Source organism: Kitasatospora sp. NPDC091335, assembly GCF_044757205.1.
Taxonomy (GTDB): domain Bacteria; phylum Actinomycetota; class Actinomycetes; order Streptomycetales; family Streptomycetaceae; genus Kitasatospora.
Genome location: NZ_JBIVUM010000039.1, coordinates 1 through 19,867, shown reverse-complemented (window position 1 = coordinate 19,867; position 19,867 = coordinate 1). Strand labels below are relative to the sequence as shown.

The window sequence follows — 19,867 nt, the reverse complement described above, 5'->3', positions numbered from 1 at the left end:
CGTTCCCACTCGGCATCCGTCAGATCTCCCCGCCCCATGCCCCGACCAACGACCAAGGCAGGCAATAGTCACATGATCGGCCGGACAGCTCCTAGTGGCGGGTCGAGGGACACCGACGACACCGAGCTCGCGGTGAACCCCCAGCGCCGCCCGGTCGCGTCACGCCCGGTGACCACCGAGACGGGCGCGGCGAACAGCGCCATCGCGTCCTTGTAAGGCTGGGCGTCCACCACCGGAATCCGATCCTGGGCTGTGCTCATGAGTGCTCCTTGTCTGATCGGCCGCACGGGCGCGCGGCCGTGTGCCGGGGCCGGCGCCTGTGGCACCGTCCTGTCAGTCCCGGTCGACGGAGACGCCGGTCGTCCGCCCGCCGAGGACGGCAACCGACGCCACGACGACGGCCATGGCGGCGGCGATAATGGTGAACATGGCGCCCGGCCCCTGTTTCTGGAGCACCGGCAGCAGGATAAACGGCAGGGCCGCGGCGCTGAGCTTGGAGAGCGAGTACGCGAGGCCGGTGGCCGCCGCCCGGATGTGGGTGGGGTACTGCTCGGCCAGGTAGACGTGGCTGACCGTGGAGAAGACGTTGCTGACCAGGGTGTAGAGCACGCCGAAGCACACCACGCGGGCCGCGGAGCCGGCGTGCGCGAAGCCGAGGCCGCACAGCGCCATCGCGGCCGCGCTGAGCGAGACGAGCCACTTGCGTTCGACCCGGTCCATGATCGGCACCGAGAGCAGGGAGCCGATCGGATAGCCGATGAAGGACACCGCGGTGAAGCCGATGCCGGTGACGACCCCGTACCCCTTGGAGGCGAGGGCCTGAGGTGCCAGCGCCCCGAAACCGTAGTAGCCGACCGCGGACAGCGTGGCGAAGAGCCACAGCATGGCGGTGCGGCGCCGGAAGCGGGCCTGAAACACCACTCGCAGGCCCGCCCTGCGGGGTCCCGCCTGCTCCGGGGCCTGGGCCTCACCGGCGCCCGCGCCGCCCGCCGTGGCCCGTGCCTCGGCCTCCATGCGGGCCACGATCTCCTCCGCCTCCCGGGTACGGCCCTGGCTCGCGAGCCAGCGCGGCGACTCAATGAGCTTGCGCCGCAGCGCCCACACGATGGCCGAGCCGAGAGCTCCGAGCACGAACAGCCAGCGCCAGCCGGCGAAGCCGAGCGGGGTCAGCGGCACCAGCCACAGCGCGGCGAAGCCGACGGCGGGCACCCCGCAGAAAGCCAGGGTGTAGGCCCAGGCGGTGTAGCGCCCGCGCGCTCGCGCAGGCAGGACGTCCGCCAGGTAGCAGTCGGACAGGGACTGTTCGGCCCCGATGCCGACGCCGGCGATGAACCGGGTGACGATCAGCCACGCGGCGTTCGGGGAGAACGCGCCGAGCAGCGAGAACCCGGAGTACAGCGCGAGGTTGATCAGGAAGGCCCGGCGCCGTCCGAAGCGGTCGGCGACCCGTCCGAGCACCAGGGAGCCGACGAACTGCCCGATGAACGCCGAGGCCAGGACAAGCTTGAGGGTGGTGCCGTTGAAGGCGAAGTCCTGCTGCAGCACCTTTGAGATCGTGCCGGAGAGGTTGTTCTCGAAGGTGTCGAAGAGCAGGCCCACGCCGATGACGGCCGTGAGCGTGCGGTGCGTGGGCGTGACCGGCATCCGGTCGAGGCGCTGGCCGATGGTGGGCGACGCGCCTGTAGAGCGCAGGGCCGTCTGCTGTGACATGGGTTCAGTTCTCCTGGAGTCTGGCCGGGGCCTCGGGCCGGGGACGGGCCGACCGAAAACCGCCCCCGCCCCGGCGGGGAGCCGGGGCGGGGGTGGGACGTCCCTTCTCTGGTTCGGGCAAGGCGCGGGATAGTGGCCGCACGCGGGGACATGACGTCGAGAGGTGCGCCCGATGGGTTCAGACGCTGACGCCGACCTCGCGCTTCTGCCGTGTCGGGGCGCTAACCTCGTGCAGGAAGGTGGCAACCTGCCGGTAGGACTCCCAGAATCCGACCTCAAGGTAGGGGATGCCGCGCTCCGCGCAGTAGTCGCGGGTCAGCTCCCGGGCGCGGGCGAGGTTCTTCTGCGGCATCGCCGGGAACAGGTGGTGCTCGACCTGGTAGTTGAGACCGCCGTAGAGGAAGTCGATCCACCAGTTGGGGCGGATGTTGCGGGAGGTGAGGACCTGCCGCTCGAGCCAGTCCAGGGACTCCTCCTCGCCGTCACGGACCTCCATGCCCTTGTGGTTCGGGGCGAACATCAGGCCGAAGTAGACGCCGAGCGCGACGTGCTGCACCACGATGAAGGCAACGGCCTGCAGCGGTGTGAGGACCGTGAAGACGGCCGTCAGATAGATCGCGGCGCGCAGCAGGACGAGGACGATCTCGAGGGAGCGGCGCTTGGCGCCGGTCTTGGAGAGCTCCTTGACCGTCGTCTTCTCCATCTTGTAGCCCTCGAGGACGAGCAGGGCGAAGAAGAGCACCCGCTGATGGCGCACGATGAAGCGCTGCACGGGAGTGCGGGTAGCGTACTGCTTGATGTCGAAGATCGCCGTGCGACGGCCGATGTCCGGGTCGAGGGTGATGTGGTTGGGGTGGCTGTGGTGCCGGTTGTGGTGGTTGACCCACCAGCCGTAGCTCACGCCACTGAAGAAGTTGGCGTGGAAGTAGGCGACGACCTGGCCGACCTTGCGATCGCGGAACATCGCCTTGTGGCCCACCTCGTGCCACATGTAGGCGCTCTGGACGCCGCACAGCCCCATCCACACCGCGACCGGCATCTGCCACCAGGAGCCGCCGATGAGGAAGAAGGCGGCGAGGCCCGCGCCGATCAGGGCCAGGTTCAGCGCGAGGCGGCGGTAGTCGTAGCGCGGGTTGAGGTCGAGCAGTCCTTCGGCCTTCACGCGCTTGAGGAGTTCACCAAAGGTGGCGGAGGCGCCCTGGCTGCTCATCTCGCCCGTGGCAACCGCGAGGCCGGTGTCGACGGGCCGTGGGGTGCCTGAAGCTTTCTCGCTGATGGTCTCGTTCGGAGACTGCATAAAGGGATCTCCTTGGGCAGGGCGTGATCCCGGCGTGGGGCGCCGGGCGAAGGCTCACATGAGCGTCGGACACGGCCCTGATCTGACGCTGATGACCGCCTGGAACATCACCAGTGCGAACCGGGAACGGGCTGCGGGACGCGGCGGACGGCGAGGCGCGCGCAGCGGACCCTCACGCGGCGCCCGCCTGCCGGGCGAGCCGCGCGTCCAGGTCGCGCAGCACGTCGTCCGCGGCGCAGGCGACGTCCTGGTCGTCGGGGGCCCCGATGACGCCCATCAGCGACTCAGCCAGCTTGTGCTTGAGGGCGTCCGTCTCGGTGGGCGCGGCCGCCTGTTCGGTGCTCTGTTCGCCGGGCATGGCTGTTCCTCCTTGGACTGGCAAGAAATCTGATGATGAATCAGAAGGCGTTGCAGGCACGGAAGATGTGAGCGAAGGCCGACAGGGATGCCGCTTCCCGTCCGTCGAAGGCCACGTACTCGGGGATCGACGCCTCGGGCGCCCACTTCTCCTTGTAGGCGAGCTGCGTCTGGGCGGGGTAGAACGCCGCGCCCTCGGCCCACAGGAAGTGCATCAGCCACTGGAAGGCCGCGCTGTGGCCAGGCAGTTCGTTCTCCTGCGCGAGGCCCGTGAACGGGGTGAAGCCGAAGTGCAGCCAATGGGAGCCCTCGCCCCGCAGGACCTCGATGACGTGCGCGTTGATGGCCTCCATCAGGCCCGGGGTGCCGTCGGGAATGCGCCGGCTCAGGTCGTGCATCCAGCCCGCCCTGGTGCCGTAGACGGGTGAGTACGAGATGTAGCCGACCGGCTGGGAGTCGATCGTGCCCACGAACAGCCTGCGGTGCTCCTGCGCGGGACCGCCGATCTGACCGACCAGGAACTCCAGCGGCCGGGCCTCCTCGCCCTTGGAGCGCAGCCAGGCCTCGTCGATGTGCCGGATCGCATCGGTCAGCTCCCGCGCGGACGCCTCCTTGACCTGGAGGCCGGCGCGGCGGGCTCGGGAGATCTTGTTCCGCATGCGCATGAACCGGGTGCCGTGCAGGGTGAACTCCGGCAGGTGGACCACCCACGAGGAGCCGAACTGGTTGACGGTGAAGCCGTGTTCGGCGTACACCTCGGCGTCGGCACGCTGCAGCTGGGCGCCGACCACCTTCAGGTCCTGCTCGTGGGCATGGGCCACGAACCGGTCGAGCAGCGGGAGGTAGTCGTGCGGGGCGGCGAAGGGCCCGCCGAGCTGGACGAGGTAGCGGCCCGCTCTGCGGTAGGCGATGACGCCGTCGAGTCCGGGCGCGGTGAAGGCGCTGATGCCCTGGCTCATGGCCAGGAACGCGCTCGGATTTTCGGACGCAGTGTGCTGGCGAATCGATGCGAGAACGGTGTTTTCGGCCGTTGCTGTCGGGGACATGCGACCCTTCCTTCCAGCGGAAGTCCAACGGTGAACACACGACAGTAGAGCACCTGCGGGATGAGCCCCGGAAGAGCCGAATTTCTTCGCGCCGCACATGTCCAGCGGCCTGTCAGCCGGATATCAGAAGGGGCTGTGACAGTGAGTTCCACAACCGGGACGAAAGGGAGCGAGGATAGGTGCCCGGAGTGGCTTATCAGGGACCGGAGTTCGCTTCAGTCGGATGCAAGCCCGCGCAGGTTCGAATCCTGTCCCTCTCCACCACGGGACGTGTCGTCGCGCTCCCCGGGGCACGCGGCCGTGTCCGCCTCCGCCCGCACACCGGGCGGCCCCGCCCCACGAGGCTCGGTCGGTGCAGCACCGACCGCCGATCACCGACGGCAGCGTCTGGAGAACCGCCTCATGCCGACCTTGGCATCCCCCTCCCCCCGACGGGCACTGGTCGTCGCCAACCCCACGGCGGGCACCGTGCGTCCCGGACTGTTCGAGGACGTCGTACGGCTGTGCCGCGAGCGGATCGAGAGCGTCGACATCCACCTCACCACGCACGCCAGCAGCGCGACCGCGGCGGCGTGTGCCGCCGCGCGCGAGCGCGCCGGGGTGGACCTGGTGGTCGCGGTCGGCGGGGACGGCACGGTACGCGAGGTCGTCAAGGGGCTCGTCGCCCCCGACGGTACCGCGGGGCTGGCTCTGGCTATCGTGCCCGCGGGCACCGGGAACTCCAACTACCGCGCGCTGTGGGCCGACCGGCCTTGGGAGGAGACGCTGCGCGCCGCGGTGAGCGGCGACCCGGACCGGGCTGCGCTGCGCCGCATCGACCTCGGCTCGCTCGCCGAGACCGGTGAACTGGTGCTGCTCGGCGCCTGCTCGGGGCTCATCGCCGAGGGCCTGGTGACGGCGCGCGCCGTCAAGGTCGCGGGCCGCGAGCGCTACGCGCGCGCCCTGCCCAACGCGGCGTCCTCCCACCGCCCCTACCCGGGGCGGGTCACGGTGGACGGCACGGTCCTGTACGAGGGCGACACCGTCCTCGCCAATGTCGGCGGCGGCCGCTACCGGGGCGGCCAGTACCTGATCCTGCCCTACTCCGAACTGGACGACGGGCTGCTCGACGTCTGCGTCGTGAGCTCCGAGGTGCCCGCGGTCGACGTCCCCGGCCTCGCCCGCGAGGGCCGGCTGCACGAGCGGCCCGGCGTGCTGCTCGGCCGCGGCCGGCACATCATCGTCGAGCGTCTGGACGGGCAGCCCCTGTGTTTCGAGCACGACGGTGAACTGCAGCAGCCCAACTGGGCCCGCATGACCCTCGACGTCCTGCCGGGCGCGCTCGCGGTCTGGGGTGCCCCGACGAAGGAAGTGACGCGTGTCGATACTGAGGGATCTGTGCCACTGGGTGGCGCGGCTCGGGCCTGAGGACATCCCCACCCCCGTCCTGTCTCTCGCGGGCAGCCAGCTCCTCTCCCAGCTGGCGTCCATCAGGGCCGGCATCAGCCATCCGCTGGGCCGGCGCATCATCGAGGGCTTCGGCCCTCCCCTGCAGAGCGACCCGCGCGCCTCGGCCTGTGTCCTCGCGGGCCTCGGCTCCTGGCTGAACCTCGACGACACCGCGTACGCCGGCCACCTGTCGAACTCCACGGTGTCGGTGCCCCTCGCCTACGCCTACGCCCGGCGCCTCGACGGGGCCGCCCTGCTCACGGCGATCATCGCCGCCAACGAGTGCGCGGCCCGCATCACGGCGGCCGCCACGCTCGGCCCGCTGCGCGGACACAGCGCCGTGCACACGCACCTGGCGGGCGCGGTGTGCGGGCGGCTGCACTGCGAGGGCGCCGACGACGCGGTGTGGGCCAACGCCCTCGGGCTCGCCTTCGCCATGCCCAACTGGCCGCTGATGCGCGCCTTCCTGGCCAGCGACGCGCGCCTGTTCAACACCTTCACGCCCGTGCGCACCGCCATGGACGCCTGCGACGGGGCCCGCGTGGGACTGCGGGGCGCGGTGGACATCCTGGAGCACCCCGACGGCTTCCTCGACCGGTTCTCCTCCGTACCGCTGCCCGACGCCGTCAACGCGGGCCTCGGGCAGCGGTGGCACACCGAGACCCTGTCGTTCAAGATGCACCCGGGCGGGCCGGGGGTCGACGCGGCCGTGGACTGCGCGGCGGCACTGCACCGCGATCTCGGCCCGTGCCGCGCCGAGGACGTCGAGGAGGTCGTCGTCGAGGCCTCCCTTTATACCCTCTTCGCCGGCAAGAAGGCCGCGTCGTACATCGTGGGCCCCGGCTCGCCCCTGGGTGCCCTCGTCCTGCACACCCCGTACCCGGTGGCCACCGCGCTGCTCACCGGAGGTCTGACTGTCGACGACTTCACGGCACCGCTGCTGAGCGAGCGGGCCCGCTGGGACCTCGCCGAGCGGGTGCGTCTGGTGCACGACCCGGAGATGACCCGGGCCCTGTTCGCGTCGGAGGCCCCGTTCGGCGAAGCCGTCCGGCAAGCCGGGGACGCGGCCGGGCCCTGGCTGCGCGCCTTCGGGGGCGAGGACGTGGCCCGCCTCGCCCAGGAGGCGGCGGGCGACAGGACGCGCCCCGACTTCACCTCGTCGACCAAGGCGACCGGCGCCCGGGTGACGGTGCGGCTGAACGACGGGCGCACGGCGTCCAGGCAGCGCCTGATCCCCCTCGCCGCGGCGGGGCCGCACACCCGCGCCCACCACGCCGAGCTGATGCGGGCGAAGTTCCTCGAGTTCGGCGGGGCCCCCAACGTGGCCGACGCGGCCGCGCACCTGGGGGCGATGAACGCCGACGACCTCCGCGAATGGATCGGGTCAGCACTTCGGTAACGCACGAGGCCGCTGTCAGCGGTCAGTCAGCAGCCGCTGACAGGATCGTTATCCGGTGAACGGTGAGCAGCGCCAAGATCGGACTTGGGAAAGGTCCTTTGATGCCTGAAAAGAAACTCCGCAGCTACAAGCTTTATATCGCGGGCAAAGACGTCGAGGGCGACGGTTGGGTATACACCGTCAGTGCCAAGTCACTGCTCGAGGACGTATTCACGAGCGTGAGTCTGAAGCGGGAATTGGAAAAGAACCCGAAATCCGATGCCGCCGGTCACCCCTATGTGGTGGGCCGCTGCGCGATAGCCTCCGACGCGTCGATCGACCTGGCGACGAAGGCCGCCGCCGCGGCCGCGAGCGCGTGGGCCGCGGTCCCCCTCGACCGCCGCATGCGCCTTGGCTCGATGTTCCGCGAGGAGCTCATGCGCCGCGAGGACGAGTTCCTGGAGATCCTGACCGCCGAGTCCCACCCGCTGCGCCTGGCCCGCTGGGAACTGAGCTGCATGAAGCAGATCTACAGCGAGGAGAGCCTGTACTGGTACCGGCAGCGCATGCACACCGAGTTCGAGCACGGGGGGCGGCGTCTGATCGTGCGTCGCCAGCCCGACGGTGTCGTGGCGTTCAACCCGCCGCAGAACGCGCCCGCGCCGAGCGCCGCCCTCGCCGTGCTCGCGCTCATGGCCGGCAACAGCGTCGTGATGCGCGCCCCGCGCAGCATCGCGCTCAGCACCATGTGGCTGATGCGCGACGTGGTGGGCCCGCTGCTCGAGGAGATCTGCGCCCCTCCCGGAGTCCTCAACGCCATCTGCTCCAACCCCAAGCAGACCCTGGACCGCTGGGTCAAGTCGCCGCTGATCAACGACATCTTCTACATCGGCGGCAGCGAGGAGGGCCTGCGCTTCCAGGAACGGTGCGTGGCCAACGGCAAGAAGCCGATCTTGGAGCTGGCCGGAAACGACACCATCGTCGTCTGGAGGGGCGCCGACCTGAAGAAGGCGGCGGAGGCGATCTGCGAGTCCTTCTACGGCTCGGGCCAGATCTGCATGGTGCCCAACTGCGTGCTCGTGCACCCCGAGGTCGCCGAGGAGCTCATCGCCGAGGTCAAGGAGCGCGCGAAGCTGGTGCGCCCGGGCTACCCCGAGGACGAGGACGTCCTGCTGTCACCGGTGCGCCGCAGCGAGAGGTTCTTCGCGCTGCTCAAGCAGTCCCTGAACCTCGGCGGCGAGATCATCACCGGCGGGCAGCGCACCGAGATCGACGGCACCCCCTCGCAGACCGGTGTATTCCTGCAGCCGACCGTGGTGCGGGTCAACGGCCTCGCCGGGGCGCGCCGGCACGACATCGTCAGGAGTGAGACGTTCTTCCCTCTGCTGCCGATCGTGGTGCCGGAGCCGGCCGACGACGACGCCCTGCTCAACTGCTTCATCGACTTCGTCAACACCAATGAGTACGGCCTGCGTAACTCGCTGTGGAGCAAGTCCGCGCGCGTCGTCAACGCGTTCGTGCAGCGCGTCGTCAACGGCGGCCTGCTGAAGATCAACGACTCCCACATCGGCTTCCTGCCATACCTGCCCAGCCACGGTGGCACCGGCCTGACCGGTGGCGTCTACGGCGAGGCGAACTACCCGATCCTGAAGACGTCGCACGTCCAGGGCGTCAGCATCGCCACCGACATCAGCCCCCACGAGGCGGTCTTCGGTGCCTGACCCGGGCCGCCGACCCCGTCACGCCCCTGCCACACCTTTGGAGGTGTCCCCGTGCGATCCATCGACTCTGCCCGCGCGGTCTGCGACCGGTTCCACCCGGGTCTACTCAAGGCCCTGGAAGATATCCCCTTCGCGGAACGCGAGGCCCTCGGGAGCCCGGCGATCGACCTGTTCCGCACCCACGGCGGCGTGGCGCTGCTCGTGCCAGCCGAGTTCGGCGGGCACGGTGCCGACCCGGTGAACGCGGTACGCGTGCAGCGCGCCGTCGGAGCCGTCTCGCCGTCCGTGGCCGCCGCGGTGACCATGCACCACTTCACCGTCTCCATGCTGTACGCGCTCGCCGGGCGCTCGGGGCGCCTGACGCCCGGCCACCTGGACCTGCTGAACCGGGTGGTACCCGACCAGATCCTGATGGCGTCCGGCTGGGCCGAAGGCAGGACGCAGCAGAACATTTTCGCGCCGTCCGTGGTGGCCGAGCCGGTCGAGGGCGGCTACCGCCTCAACGGCGCCAAGAAGCCCTGCAGCCTGGCGCACTCGATGCAACTGCTCACCGCGTCCATCACCGTGCCCGGCCCGGACGGCTCCCCTGAACTCGCCCTCGCCCTGGTCCCGGCCTCCGCCGAGGGCCTGACGGTGCACCCGTTCTGGGGCAACGACGTGCTGGCCGCGTCGGAGAGCGACGAGGTGCGCCTGAGCGACGTGTTCGTGCCCGAGGACATGGTCATCCGCACCACCGACGACGACCCCGGGCGCCTCAACGACCTCCAGGCCCAGGGCGTCATCTGGTTCGAGATGCTGATCTCCGCCGGGTACGCGGGAGCGGCCGCCGCCCTGGCCGAGGTGGTCGTCGAACGCGGCCGGGGCAGCGCCGGCGAGCGGGCCTGCGTCGTCATCGACGTGGAGAGCGCCAACCAACTCATCGAGGGCGCCGCCCGCGCCGTCCACGACGGCCTCGACGGCGAGGAGGCCGTGTACAGGGTGCTCGTCGCCCGCTACGCGGCCCAGGACCTGCTCACACACGCCGCGGACCAGTGCCTGAACCTGCTGGGCGGCATCGACTTCATCCGCAGCTCCGACCACACCCGCCTCGCGGCCTCCGTACGACCGTTGATCTTCCACCCGCCGGGGCGCTCCGCCACCGCGGGCGCGCTCGTCGACTACGCGGCTGGAGGGCCCTTCGACCTGTAGCGCGCCGCACCGGCCACCGCGTCATCGCCCACCAACAGGCCCGTCGTATCCAGGGAGTTAGCCGTGACCACCGAGCCCCAGAACCCACGGGCCGAAACCGAGGAGATCCTCGGCCTCTACCGGGCCCACCTCAGCAAGGGCAGGGCCACCCTCGCCGAACTCTTCGGCAGCCACATGGAGGTGGAGTCCTCCGGTGCCTGGCTGACCACGAGCGACAGGGAGAAGTTCCTCAACGCGGGCGGCTACGGCGTCTTCATCATGGGAGCCCGCCACCCCATCGTGCTGGAGGAGGTGGAGCGCCAGCTGCGCACCCACCCCACCGCAACCCGCATCCTGCTTGAGCCGACCGTGGCCCGCGCCGCCGAGGCCCTGGTCTCCGTCATGCCCGAGGGCCTGGACCGCGTGCACTTCTCGCTGTCGGGCGCCGAGGCCGTCGAGACCGGGCTCAAGCTGGCCCGCGCGGGCGGGCGCAAGCGGACCGTATCGATGCGTGGCGGCTACCACGGCAAGACCCTCGGCGCCCTGTCGGCAACCGCCAAGGAGGTCTACCAGAAGCCCTTCCGCCCCCTGATCCCGGACGTGCTGCACCTGCCCTTCGGCGATGCGGACGCCCTAGAGGAGGAGTTGCGCAAGCACCCCGGCGAGGTCTGCGTCATCCTCGAGCCGGTGCAGGGCGAGGGCGGCGTGATCATGCCGCCGCGGGGCTACCTCAAGCGCGTCGAGGAACTCGTGCGCGAGTACGACGGGTTCCTCATCCTCGACGAGGTGCAGACCGGCATGGGGCGGCTCGGCGAATGGTGGGGCGCCGACATCGAGGGTGTCGTGCCGGACGTGCTGCTGGCCGGCAAGGCGCTCGGCGGCGGCGTACTGCCGGTCTCGGCGGCCGTCGCCACGCACAAGGCGTTCCGCCCCTTCGACAAGGACCCCTACGTCCACACGGCGACCTTCTCCGGACAGCCCCTGCTGATGGCGGCCGTCCAGGGCGCCATCCGGGCCGTCAAGGAAGAGCGCATGGTCACCCGAGCCACGGACCTGGGCGCCGTGCTGCTGCCCAGGATCCGCGAGATCGCCTACCGCACCATCCCCGACCTGGTGGTCGACGTGCGCGGCCGCGGCCTGCTGATCGGCGTCGAGCTGACCGAGGCGGGCCTGGCGGGCGAGCTCCTGATCGAGCTCTTCAACCACGGCGTGGTCGCCAACCACTCGATGAACGGCAGTTCGGTGGTGCGCTTCACCCCGCCCGCCGTCTTCACCGAGGACGATGTGGAGTTCCTGCTTAGCTCCTTCGAGAAAGCAACCCTCGACCTGGTCGCCGGTTCGGCCAGGATGCCGGAAGGCGGTAACAACTGATGCGGCACGTGGAACTGGACGCCGTGGTTCTCGACGAGAGCGCCGAAACCGTCTTCGAGTCCATCGCCAGGTTCGACCGATTCCCCGAACTCGCCCCACACGTGAGCTCCACCACCGTGCACGGCACCCTGCCCGACCCGAAGGGCAGCTCCAGCTGGGAGCTGCACTTCCGCAGCGGCCTGCTGCGCTGGACCGAGGAGGACCGCTTCGACCGCGAGGCGCTGGAGATCCGCTTCGAGCAGGAGTACGGCGACTTCGACACCTTCGAAGGCCAGTGGGCGCTGTACGAGGAGGACGACGGCGTCGTCGTCCACTTCGAGGCTGACTTCGACTTCGGCATCCCGAGCCTTGAGGGCATTCTCGACCCGATCGCCGAGCGCGTCATCAAGGAGACGGTCGCCTGGGCCGTCACCGGCCTGTTCGAGCGCACCGAGCTGCGCGGCGAGGTCCAGATGGGCACGCCCGCCGACATCGCCGCCTGAGGAGGGGTCATGGACCAGGCCAATCCGTTCGAGACCCCTCGGACCTTCTCACTGCACCGCGCCGAGTACCTGGTGGGCTTCGCGCTCAGCACCGTCCTGATCGTCGAACACTTCGGCGACATCCGCTGGCCGGTGTGGATCGGGCTGTTCCTCTACATCGACCTGATCGGCTACATCCCGGGGGCCCTGGCCTTCCGCCGCAGCGGGGGACGGCCGATCTCCAAGGTCTACTACGTCCTGTACAACGTGATGCACAGCCTGATGACGCAGAGCGCCGTCATTGGTCTGTGGTGCTGGCTCGTGGGCCCGGAGTGGGCGCTGCTCGCCATCCCGTGGCACCTGAGCGGCGACCGGGGCCTGTTCGGCAACTTCATGAAGTCCTTCGCACTGCCCTACGAGCCGGTGCGCCAGAAGGGCTACCTGCGGCTTCTCGACGACCTGCGCCTACCCCACCCCAAGCCGGTGGGACACGCCCAGGACCCCGAGCCCGTCGGCCACCTTCCCGCCCGTCCCGCGCCGCGCGTCGTGCGCGAGAGCGAGCACGCCGGCTCCGCGACAGACCGCTGACCGCACACCCGTCATCTCCCGGCCCACCGGGGCCGAGCTTAAGGAGCACAAGCCGCCATGACCGATTCGACGCAGCGTGCCGTGGCGCAGGAAGCCGACTGGGAGACCGCTCCCCGTCTGCTCGACGGCGCCAAGGAACTCACCCTCGGGCCCGAGGAGTGCAACCTCGCCTACTGGATCACGCAGGTCGCCCAAGGCACGTTGCGCGACCGCGGCGTGACCGGGCACCACGAGTCCGCGTTCGTCCCCGACTTCCTGAAGCAACCCGGACCGCTCCGCGAGGCGCTGGTCCTGGAGTTCGGCTTCCGCGGCCTGTCGGAGGAGATCGCCACCCGGCTGCTCGCCCCCTACGTGGAGGTTGCCCCGGGCATCCCGCAGATGGAGTTCTACGCCACCCAACTGCTCGACGAGGCCCGGCACGCCCGGGTGTTCCGCAACCACCTGGTCGAGCTCGGCATGCCGGAGGCGACCCTGCTACGGGACATCGACGAGATGGCCGTCGAATACCGGCGCGAAGTGCTGCAGCCGGTCATCGACTTCACCCTCGACATCGTCCAGAAGCAGCGGGACTTCGCCGGCGGGGTGGCCGTGTTCGCCATCGTCATCGAGGGCGTGCTCGCCCCCGCGGCGGAGCTCAGCGAGCGCAAGTGGACCCCGCTGTCGCCGGCCACCGGAGAGATCTCCCGCGGCACAGCGATCGACGAGATCCGCCATCTGACGGTCGCCAGCACCATCCTGCGCGACCACGTGCGGCAGAACCCGGAGTACCGGCCGCGGCTCAGGGAGATCCTCCAGGCCGGCGTCGAACTGTGGGACAGCATCGACGACCGCAGGTTCGTCATCCACCGCGAGGAATTGTTCCAGCAGGGCATGGAGCAGCACGCCGACAGGATCGGCGACTACGAGATCTGGCCGGGCACCCGGCTGCTCGACACCAGGCCCGACCAGCGCTACGACATGGCCGAGCAGTGGACGGACGAGATGGCCGAGGCGCGCATGGCTTACATGGGTCTGCCCGTCGGGTGGCTGAACTCCCCCGAGCGGAGCGTGGCGTGAGGTCCGCGGTCATCGCGGGTGCCGGGGTGCACCTGCCGCCGAAGCTGGTGACCAACGAGGATCTGTGCGCGCGCCTGGACACCAGCGACGAGTGGATCCGCTCCCGCACCGGCATGTCGGTGCGGCACGTGGTCGAGCCTGGCGGCGCCACCTCCGACCTGGCGGTGGAGGCCGGGCGGCGGGCTCTCGAGTCCGCGGGCGGCGGCGCGGACCTGGTCGTCCTGGCCACCACCACGCCCGACCACCAGGTCCCGCCCACCGCGCCGGACATCACGCACCGGCTCGGCCTGGGCACCATCCCCTCGTTCGACCTGTCGGCGGCGTGCGCCGGGTTCCTGTACGGGCTCTCGACGGTCGCCGCCCTGATCGCCACGGGGACGGCCGACCGGGTGCTCCTCATCGGGGCGGACGCCTTCACGACCATGGTCGACCCCGACGACCGCGGCACCGTGGTGCTGTTCGGGGACGCCGCGGGGGCGCTGCTCCTGCGCGCGGGCGAGGCGGACGAGCCGGGGGCCCTCGGCAAGGTGGTGCTCGGCAGCGACGGAAGCCTCGCCGGCCTGATCCAGGTCCCGGCGGGCGGCTCCCGGTCGCGTTCGGCCGGGCCCGTGACCAAGCTAGCCGACCCGGCCGAGGCGTACTTCAAGATGAACGGCCGCGAGACCTTCCGTCACGCGGTGCAGCGCATGAGCCAGGCCTCCCGCGCCGCCGTCGCGGCTGCTGGCTGGAGCCTCGACGACGTGGACCGCCTCTGCGCCCACCAGGCCAACGCGCGGATCCTCTCGGCAGTCGCAGACGAACTCGGCCTCTTCGAGGACCGGCAGCTGTCGAACATCGCCGAGGTCGGCAACACGGCGGCGGCGTCACTGCCCACGCTGCTCGCCATGTCCGCGGCCGACGGCACCCTCAAGCCCGGCCACCGGGTGCTCCTCACCGCATTCGGCGGCGGGCTGTCCTGGGGCGCGGCAACCCTCACCTGGCCCGACGTCGAGGTCGGCTGAATCCCGCTGAAAGGAAGCACGTCATGTTCGACACGCTCAAGGAGATCCTGGTCGACAAGCTCAAGGTCGACGCAGGCCTCATCACCCCGGACGCCACCCGCGAGGAGGCCGAGCTGGACTCGCTCGCCGTCGTCGAGCTGTCGATGCTGCTCGACAAGGAATACTCAATCACGATCAGCGACGACGAGCTGATGGAGGCCAAGACCATCGGCGAGATGGCCCGTCTCATCACGGAGCGCCGCGCGGCGGTATGAACCGCCGCCCGGCCCGGCGCGGGCCCCGGCACGCGACGCCGAACTCCCGCCCGCCATCCCCGGCTTCCCCCCTGGCGGTACCTGGCCGATGCGCGTGTTCGAGGCGGTGCCGCCTCGAACACGCGCATCGGCGGCTTCTTCCTGGATTCGCGGGCCCGGGGGACGGCCGCGTCGAACACGCGGTGGGTACCGTATCCGGTGAACCGTCGGGCCGGGCCGGGCTCGTCCGCCCCCGCGCGGCAAGCCGCATTCGAGGCGCCGCACCCGCCTCGGAGCGTTCAGGCCGAGGTGCCCGGGACGGCCGACGGGCCGGGCAGCGGGGCCTGGTTGAGAATGGCCAGGAACCGCTCCCGCAGCTGCGGCGAGGGCTCCATGCCCAGTTCGGCCACCATCCGGCCGCGGGCGGTGTGGTACGTCTCGATCGCCTCGGCCTGCCGCCCGCACCGGTACAGGGCGAGTATCAGCATCTCGGTGACCCGCTCACGCCAGGGATGGGCGACGCTCATGCATTTCAACTCCCCTATGACAGAGTGCACTTCGCGCTCAACATCGAGCCACAGCTTGTCCTCCGTGGCGGCCAGGTACTCCTCCTCGAGCTGCGCCGCGACCGACCTGCACAGCGGCCCGCCGGTGACGTCCTGCATCGGGGTGCCGCGCCACAGGGCAAGGGCCTCGTCGAGGAGCTCGGCCGCCCGCGCCGGGTCGGTGGCCCGCGCCGAACGGGCCTTGGCGATGCGGCTCTTGAAAACGTTCATGTCCAGGGCGCCGGCGGGGAACTCAAGGACGTACCCCATGGACCGGGTGACCAACGAAGGGGCCGCGGGGCCCCATCCATGCATGGTGCGGCGCAGCCGTGAGACGTGGGCCTGCAGCGAGTTCACCAAAGTCAACGGCGGTTCGTTTCCCCATAGTTCGGTGTAGAGCTCCTCCGCGGGCACTAGACGGCCCCCGTTGACGAGCAGCACGGCGAGCAGTGCGCGCTGCTGTCCGCCCCGGACGCTGCGGAAGCGCCCGTCCACCTCGACGCCCACGGAGCCGAGAACTTTGAACTCCACTGACTACTCCTCCCCTGCCTGCTCCACGCCCCTGGAGGGTGCCCGCCGCGGCGGCGGGCGGGGCGGTACCGAGCGGGCTCGTCCGAGTTGAGCCTGGCACCCGGCCCTCACCAAACCCTTGAGCCTGACTCGAGATTCGTTGGTGGCCGGCGGTATCCGAGCCGGTGCGGCCGTGGACCCTGAAGGAGGCCTGCGGCAGGGCCGTCGGCCAGGGACCGGGGTTCGGCTTCCCTGGGATCGGGTTCCCGCCCGGGGCGCGGCGGGTGCGGGTGTCGTGGCCGGACGTCGTCGCCCGTGCCCGCGCACACGAAACCGGCCCGCCGTGGGCGGGCCGGTCGTCGGCGGAGAGGGCAGGATTCGAACCTGCGCGGGCTTACGCCCGACTGAAGCGTGCTTCGGTCCCCGATAAGCCACTCCGGGCACCTCTCCTCGTCTTGGGAACCGGTCCGGTCTCCCGAGCCGTTCCCTTCGACAGTTACCACTATGCCCGCGCCTTCTGACGGGGCGCTGACGAGCCGCTTGACGGCCGGGACGATCTCGCGGCGTCTCGCGGGGGTGCGGGGCGAGGGCCGGGTTCGGCCGTCCGCGGAAGGCGGGCGGGGCACCTCCTCGGGCGCGGCCGGCTCCGCCTGGACGCCGACGAGCCCGGCGAACCGCGTCAGGGCGGGTTCGCCGGGCTCGGGGTGGGGGCGAGAGGTGATCCGCTCCCCGTCGTCGGGTTCAGTGAGTGAGGGCGCCCGCGAAGCGGCGCAGGTGCCGTGCGAAGTCCGTGGTCACCGCGAGCGCGTGCTGGTCGATGTAGAAGTGGCCGCCGGGGAACTCGCGGTGGCCGAGGTATTCGGGACTGCGGTCGGCCCAGTGAGTCATCGCGTCGGGGTGCTCCTGCAGGGGGTCGGCGTCGCCGCCGTAGGAGGCGAGGGGGCAGGAGACACACACGCCGTCGTCCTCGTGCTGGGCGGCGATGCGCAGGTCGGCGCGCAGGGCGGGCAGGACGAGCGCGAGGGTCTCGGGGTTGTTGTAGACCTCGGCGGGGAACGAGCCCAGCTTCTTGATCCATTCGAGGATCTCGGAGTCCGGCATGAGGCTCTGTTCCTCGGTGGGCCGGAAGAAGCCGATCGGGGACCAGCCGGACATGCCGATCATGACGGGGGTGCGTTCGCCCTCCTGCTCTAGGCGGACGGCGGTGCGGAAGGCGAGCTGTGCGCCCAGGCAGTGGCCGAAGAGCGCGAAGGGGCGGTCGTCGTCGAGTTCGTCGAGGACCGCCTCGTACAGGGCGTCCTGGAGCGGCTCGAGTTCGTCGTAGGTCTCCTCGCCGCGCCGGTTGTGCCGTCCGGGCAGGGTCACCGCCTGCGCGGTGATGTCCTTCGGCAGCAGGTTCGGCCAGTCGCGGTAGATAATCGCACCGCTGCCGGCGTGCGGCAGCAGGAACAGGCGGATGCTCGCGCCCGGGTCCGGCTCCATGGGGTGGAACCAGTGGCCCGCCGTGGACATGCTCTGGCCGACGTCGATGGCGCTCACTGGATCTCCTTCAGACAGGGCAGGACGATGTCCGCGATCTGCTTCAGCTGTGGTTCGGGGTCGAGGGACCCGATGCGGACGATCACGTGGCGGGCGCCCTCCCGGACGTACCCGGCGAGCGCCTCGGCGCAGGTGTCCGCGCTGCCCCAGGCGTAGGCCTGCACGGTGACCATCTGGTCCAGGGTGCGGCCGTAGTAGTGCTCGATGTAGTGCTCAAGCTCGGCGCGGGCGCGGTCGGGGTCCTCGTTCACGGTGATGGTGGCGTACAGGGCCGGGGTGATCGCGTCCGCGGGCCGGCCCGCCTCGGCGGCCAGCTGCCGGATACGGCGCCAGGCGGCGCCGTAGTCGGCGGACTGGGGCAGGAACGGCATCCATCCGTCGTAGTGGCGTGCCACACGCTCCAGGACGCGCGGGGTGTCGCTGCCCGCGAGCCACAGCGGCGGGCCGCCCGTGCGGTGCGGGCGCGGCAGCCGGTCGAGGCCGTCGGCCTGCCAATGGCGTCCGGTGAACGCCGTCGGGGCGCCGGGCGCCGAGGAGTTCCAGGCGGTGCGCCACAGCGAAACGATCTCGTCGAGGCGCCCCACGCGGCCCTTGAAGGAGGCGCCCACGGTCGCGAACTCCGCCTCGGTCTCCGGCATGGGGAAGCCCGAGCCGAGTCCGAGCACCAGGCGCGAGCCGCAGACGTGGTCCAGGCTCGCCAACATGTGCGCGCCGGTCAGCGGGTGCCTGAGCGCCGGGGTCAGGGCGGCGGTGCCGAGGGTGACCCGGCTTGTGACCGCGCCGGCGGCGGACAGCACGACCAGCGGGTCCAGGCGCGGCCGGGCGACCAGAGAGTCGCCCGCCCACAGGGAGTCGAAGCCCGACTGCTCGGCCTGGCGGGCGAAGTCGAGCAGCGGCGCCGCCGCGTACGTGCCGTTGATGGCCTGCTCCCGCGTCGGCAGCAGCATGCCGACGGACGCAGGGCCCGGGAAGGTGTCCATGGATCGCACTCCGTTCAGGACGTGTCGTACGAGGTGAGGCCCGGGGCGGAGGGGAGCCGCCCCGGGCGGCCGGTCAGGCCGGAGCCCGTTCGGTGTCCTCGCGCAGTTGCTCGCGTACCGTGCGGCGCAGGATCTTGCCGGACGGGTTGCGGGGCAGGTCGTCAAGGAAGTGGTAGGCGACGGGGATCTTGTAGTCGGCGATGCGCCCACGCAGGAAGAGCAGCAGCTCGCGGGGGCGCACCTGGGCGCCCTCGCGCAGCACCACCGCGGCGTGCACCGCCTCGCCGAAGCGGGCATCGGGCACGCCGACCACGGCGGCGTCCGCGACCCCTGGGTGCTCGCTGAGCTGCTTCTCCACCTCGGCGGGGTAGATGTTCTGGCCGGCGACGATGATCGTGTCGTTGATCCGGTCGCACAGGAACAGGTATCCGTCCTCGTCTAGGTAGCCGGCGTCCCCCATGTGCAGCCAGCCGTCCACCAGGGCCGCGGCGGTGGCCTCGGGCTGGTTCCAGTAGCCGAGCATGCGGGCCGGGGTGCGGATGCAGACCTGGCCGATGCTCCCGGGCGGCAGTTCCCGGCCCTCGCGGTCGACCACCTTGATCTCGTTGCCGGGGCAGGGCCGGCCTGCCGCCTTCAGCAGGTCGCTGCCGGGCTGGTGGTCCTTCGGTGGCAGGCACACCGCGACGCTGCCCGCCTCCGTGCTCGCGTAGATCTGCACGAGTTGGCAGCCGAACACCTCCAGGCTGCGCAGCAGCAGCGCCTCGGAGATCGGTGCCGCGCCGTAGGCAATCTTCCGCAGCGAGGCGAAGGCGCGTGGCGTGGCGGCCGGTTCGTCCAGCATCATCTGGAGCATGGCGGGCGCCGCAAAGGTGATGGTGACGCCGAGTTCCTCGATGAGCCGGACCACCTCCTGCGCCATGTACATCGGCATGACGGCGTTCGTGGCGCCCGCGATCATCCCGTGCAGGAACCAGCCGATACCCGCGATGCCGAAGCCCGGCAGCGAGATCAGGCTGACGTCGTCCTCGCGCCAGTCGGTCCAGTCGTCCGGGTCGGCGCCGGTGGTGCGCACCGCGTGGGGCAGGGTGAAGAACGTCCGGTTGGCGAGGACCACGCCCTTGGGCAGGCCGGTGGTGCCGCTCGTGTAGATCTGCAGGACCGCGTCGTCCGGGCCGGTGTCCGGCTGCGGGTCGGTGTCCGGGGCGTCGCTGTACCAGGCGGCGAGCCCCGCCCCGTGTCCGCGTGTGCCGTCCTCTCCCGCGGCGTCCAGGCGGACCACGGTGCGCAGGTCCGGCAGGGCGTCGGCAGCGACAGCGAACTCGTCTTCCAGGAAGAGGAGTTCGGCACCCGAGTCGCGCAGAATGTGGTCCACCTCGGTCGCGGTTAGGAGCTGTCCGGCCGATCATGTGACTATTGCCTGCCTTGGTCGTTGGTCGGGGCATGGGGCGGGGAGATCTGACGGATGCCGAGTGGGAACGG

19 protein-coding genes, 1 tRNA gene and 1 pseudogene are annotated in these 19,867 nt (G+C 70.6%); 10 read left to right on the top strand and 11 right to left on the bottom strand.

All coding sequences use genetic code 11. From position 1 onward, the window contains the following. Positions 1 to 68 precede the first annotated feature (68 nt). The 5 genes from ACIQOW_RS39550 to ACIQOW_RS39530 form a co-directional block, all read right to left on the bottom strand. On the bottom strand, positions 69 to 260 hold the full coding sequence (locus tag ACIQOW_RS39550; protein WP_401092818.1) for a flavin reductase family protein: 192 nt from the start codon (positions 258 to 260) through the stop codon (positions 69 to 71). Positions 261 to 333: 73 nt separating this feature from the next. Continuing rightward, the gene (locus ACIQOW_RS39545) at positions 334 to 1,710 is read right to left on the bottom strand and encodes an MFS transporter (protein WP_401092816.1); all 1,377 of its coding nucleotides are present in this window, start codon (positions 1,708 to 1,710) and stop codon (positions 334 to 336) included. Between the two features lie 178 nt (positions 1,711 to 1,888). Then, positions 1,889 to 3,007, bottom strand: coding sequence for a fatty acid desaturase family protein (locus ACIQOW_RS39540; RefSeq protein WP_401092814.1), 1,119 nt, complete (start codon positions 3,005 to 3,007; stop codon positions 1,889 to 1,891). 172 nt (positions 3,008 to 3,179) lie between these two features. Continuing rightward, a complete protein-coding gene (locus tag ACIQOW_RS39535; RefSeq protein ID WP_401092812.1) occupies positions 3,180 to 3,365 on the bottom strand; it encodes a hypothetical protein in 186 nt (61 codons plus the stop codon). 40 nt (positions 3,366 to 3,405) lie between these two features. Then, positions 3,406 to 4,410, bottom strand: coding sequence for a bifunctional lysylphosphatidylglycerol flippase/synthetase MprF (locus ACIQOW_RS39530; RefSeq protein ID WP_401092810.1), 1,005 nt, complete (start codon positions 4,408 to 4,410; stop codon positions 3,406 to 3,408). 402 nt (positions 4,411 to 4,812) lie between these two features. Here ACIQOW_RS39530 and ACIQOW_RS39525 point away from each other — a divergent pair, with 402 nt between their 5' ends. The 10 genes from ACIQOW_RS39525 (at position 4,813) to ACIQOW_RS39480 (ending at position 14,835) form a co-directional block, all read left to right on the top strand. Continuing rightward, a complete protein-coding gene (locus tag ACIQOW_RS39525) occupies positions 4,813 to 5,817 on the top strand; it encodes a diacylglycerol/lipid kinase family protein (RefSeq protein ID WP_401092808.1) in 1,005 nt (334 codons plus the stop codon). Then, on the top strand, positions 5,768 to 7,237 hold the full coding sequence (locus ACIQOW_RS39520) for an MmgE/PrpD family protein (protein WP_401092806.1): 1,470 nt from the start codon (positions 5,768 to 5,770) through the stop codon (positions 7,235 to 7,237). Before ACIQOW_RS39525 ends, ACIQOW_RS39520 begins: the two co-directional genes overlap by 50 nt. A gap of 101 nt (positions 7,238 to 7,338) precedes the next feature. Continuing rightward, complete coding sequence (locus tag ACIQOW_RS39515; protein ID WP_401092824.1) at positions 7,339 to 8,937, top strand: aldehyde dehydrogenase family protein; 1,599 nt, start codon at positions 7,339 to 7,341, stop codon at positions 8,935 to 8,937. 51 nt (positions 8,938 to 8,988) lie between these two features. Continuing rightward, positions 8,989 to 10,125, top strand: a complete 1,137-nt coding sequence (locus ACIQOW_RS39510) for an acyl-CoA dehydrogenase (RefSeq protein ID WP_401092804.1) — start codon at positions 8,989 to 8,991, stop codon at positions 10,123 to 10,125. Between the two features lie 63 nt (positions 10,126 to 10,188). After that, positions 10,189 to 11,475: an aspartate aminotransferase family protein gene (locus ACIQOW_RS39505; protein WP_401092802.1), complete on the top strand. Its 1,287-nt coding sequence runs from the start codon at positions 10,189 to 10,191 to the stop codon at positions 11,473 to 11,475. Then, complete coding sequence (locus ACIQOW_RS39500; RefSeq protein ID WP_401092800.1) at positions 11,475 to 11,957, top strand: SRPBCC family protein; 483 nt, start codon at positions 11,475 to 11,477, stop codon at positions 11,955 to 11,957. Before ACIQOW_RS39505 ends, ACIQOW_RS39500 begins: the two co-directional genes overlap by 1 nt. Positions 11,958 to 11,966: 9 nt before the next feature. Continuing rightward, positions 11,967 to 12,524, top strand: a complete 558-nt coding sequence (locus tag ACIQOW_RS39495; RefSeq protein ID WP_401092798.1) for a hypothetical protein — start codon at positions 11,967 to 11,969, stop codon at positions 12,522 to 12,524. Between the two features lie 57 nt (positions 12,525 to 12,581). Beyond that, positions 12,582 to 13,580, top strand: a complete 999-nt coding sequence (locus ACIQOW_RS39490; protein ID WP_401092796.1) for a VlmB-like protein — start codon at positions 12,582 to 12,584, stop codon at positions 13,578 to 13,580. Beyond that, on the top strand, positions 13,577 to 14,581 hold the full coding sequence (locus ACIQOW_RS39485) for a beta-ketoacyl-ACP synthase III (protein ID WP_401092794.1): 1,005 nt from the start codon (positions 13,577 to 13,579) through the stop codon (positions 14,579 to 14,581). Before ACIQOW_RS39490 ends, ACIQOW_RS39485 begins: the two co-directional genes overlap by 4 nt. 23 nt (positions 14,582 to 14,604) lie before the next feature. After that, a complete protein-coding gene (locus tag ACIQOW_RS39480) occupies positions 14,605 to 14,835 on the top strand; it encodes an acyl carrier protein (protein WP_401092792.1) in 231 nt (76 codons plus the stop codon). 278 nt (positions 14,836 to 15,113) lie between these two features. Here the strand turns inward: ACIQOW_RS39480 and ACIQOW_RS39475 are convergent, their stop codons facing one another. From ACIQOW_RS39475 to ACIQOW_RS39450, 6 genes and pseudogenes are all read right to left on the bottom strand, one after another. Further along, positions 15,114 to 15,890 (bottom strand): BTAD domain-containing putative transcriptional regulator, encoded by a 777-nt coding sequence (locus ACIQOW_RS39475; RefSeq protein ID WP_401092790.1) that lies wholly within the window; start codon positions 15,888 to 15,890, stop codon positions 15,114 to 15,116. A gap of 342 nt (positions 15,891 to 16,232) precedes the next feature. Next, positions 16,233 to 16,319, bottom strand: a tRNA-Cys gene (locus ACIQOW_RS39470). A gap of 291 nt (positions 16,320 to 16,610) precedes the next feature. After that, the gene (locus ACIQOW_RS39465; RefSeq protein ID WP_401092822.1) at positions 16,611 to 17,381 is read right to left on the bottom strand and encodes a thioesterase II family protein; all 771 of its coding nucleotides are present in this window, start codon (positions 17,379 to 17,381) and stop codon (positions 16,611 to 16,613) included. A gap of 23 nt (positions 17,382 to 17,404) precedes the next feature. Next, positions 17,405 to 18,388 carry an LLM class flavin-dependent oxidoreductase gene (locus tag ACIQOW_RS39460; RefSeq protein ID WP_401092788.1) on the bottom strand — a complete coding sequence of 328 codons (984 nt, stop codon included), beginning with the start codon at positions 18,386 to 18,388 and terminating at the stop codon, positions 17,405 to 17,407. 73 nt (positions 18,389 to 18,461) lie between these two features. Next, positions 18,462 to 18,848: a hypothetical protein gene (locus tag ACIQOW_RS39455; protein ID WP_401092820.1), complete on the bottom strand. Its 387-nt coding sequence runs from the start codon at positions 18,846 to 18,848 to the stop codon at positions 18,462 to 18,464. Between the two features lie 60 nt (positions 18,849 to 18,908). Then, a pseudogene (locus ACIQOW_RS39450) lies at positions 18,909 to 19,766 on the bottom strand (AMP-binding protein); the annotation flags it as partial. Positions 19,767 to 19,867: the final 101 nt, after the last annotated feature.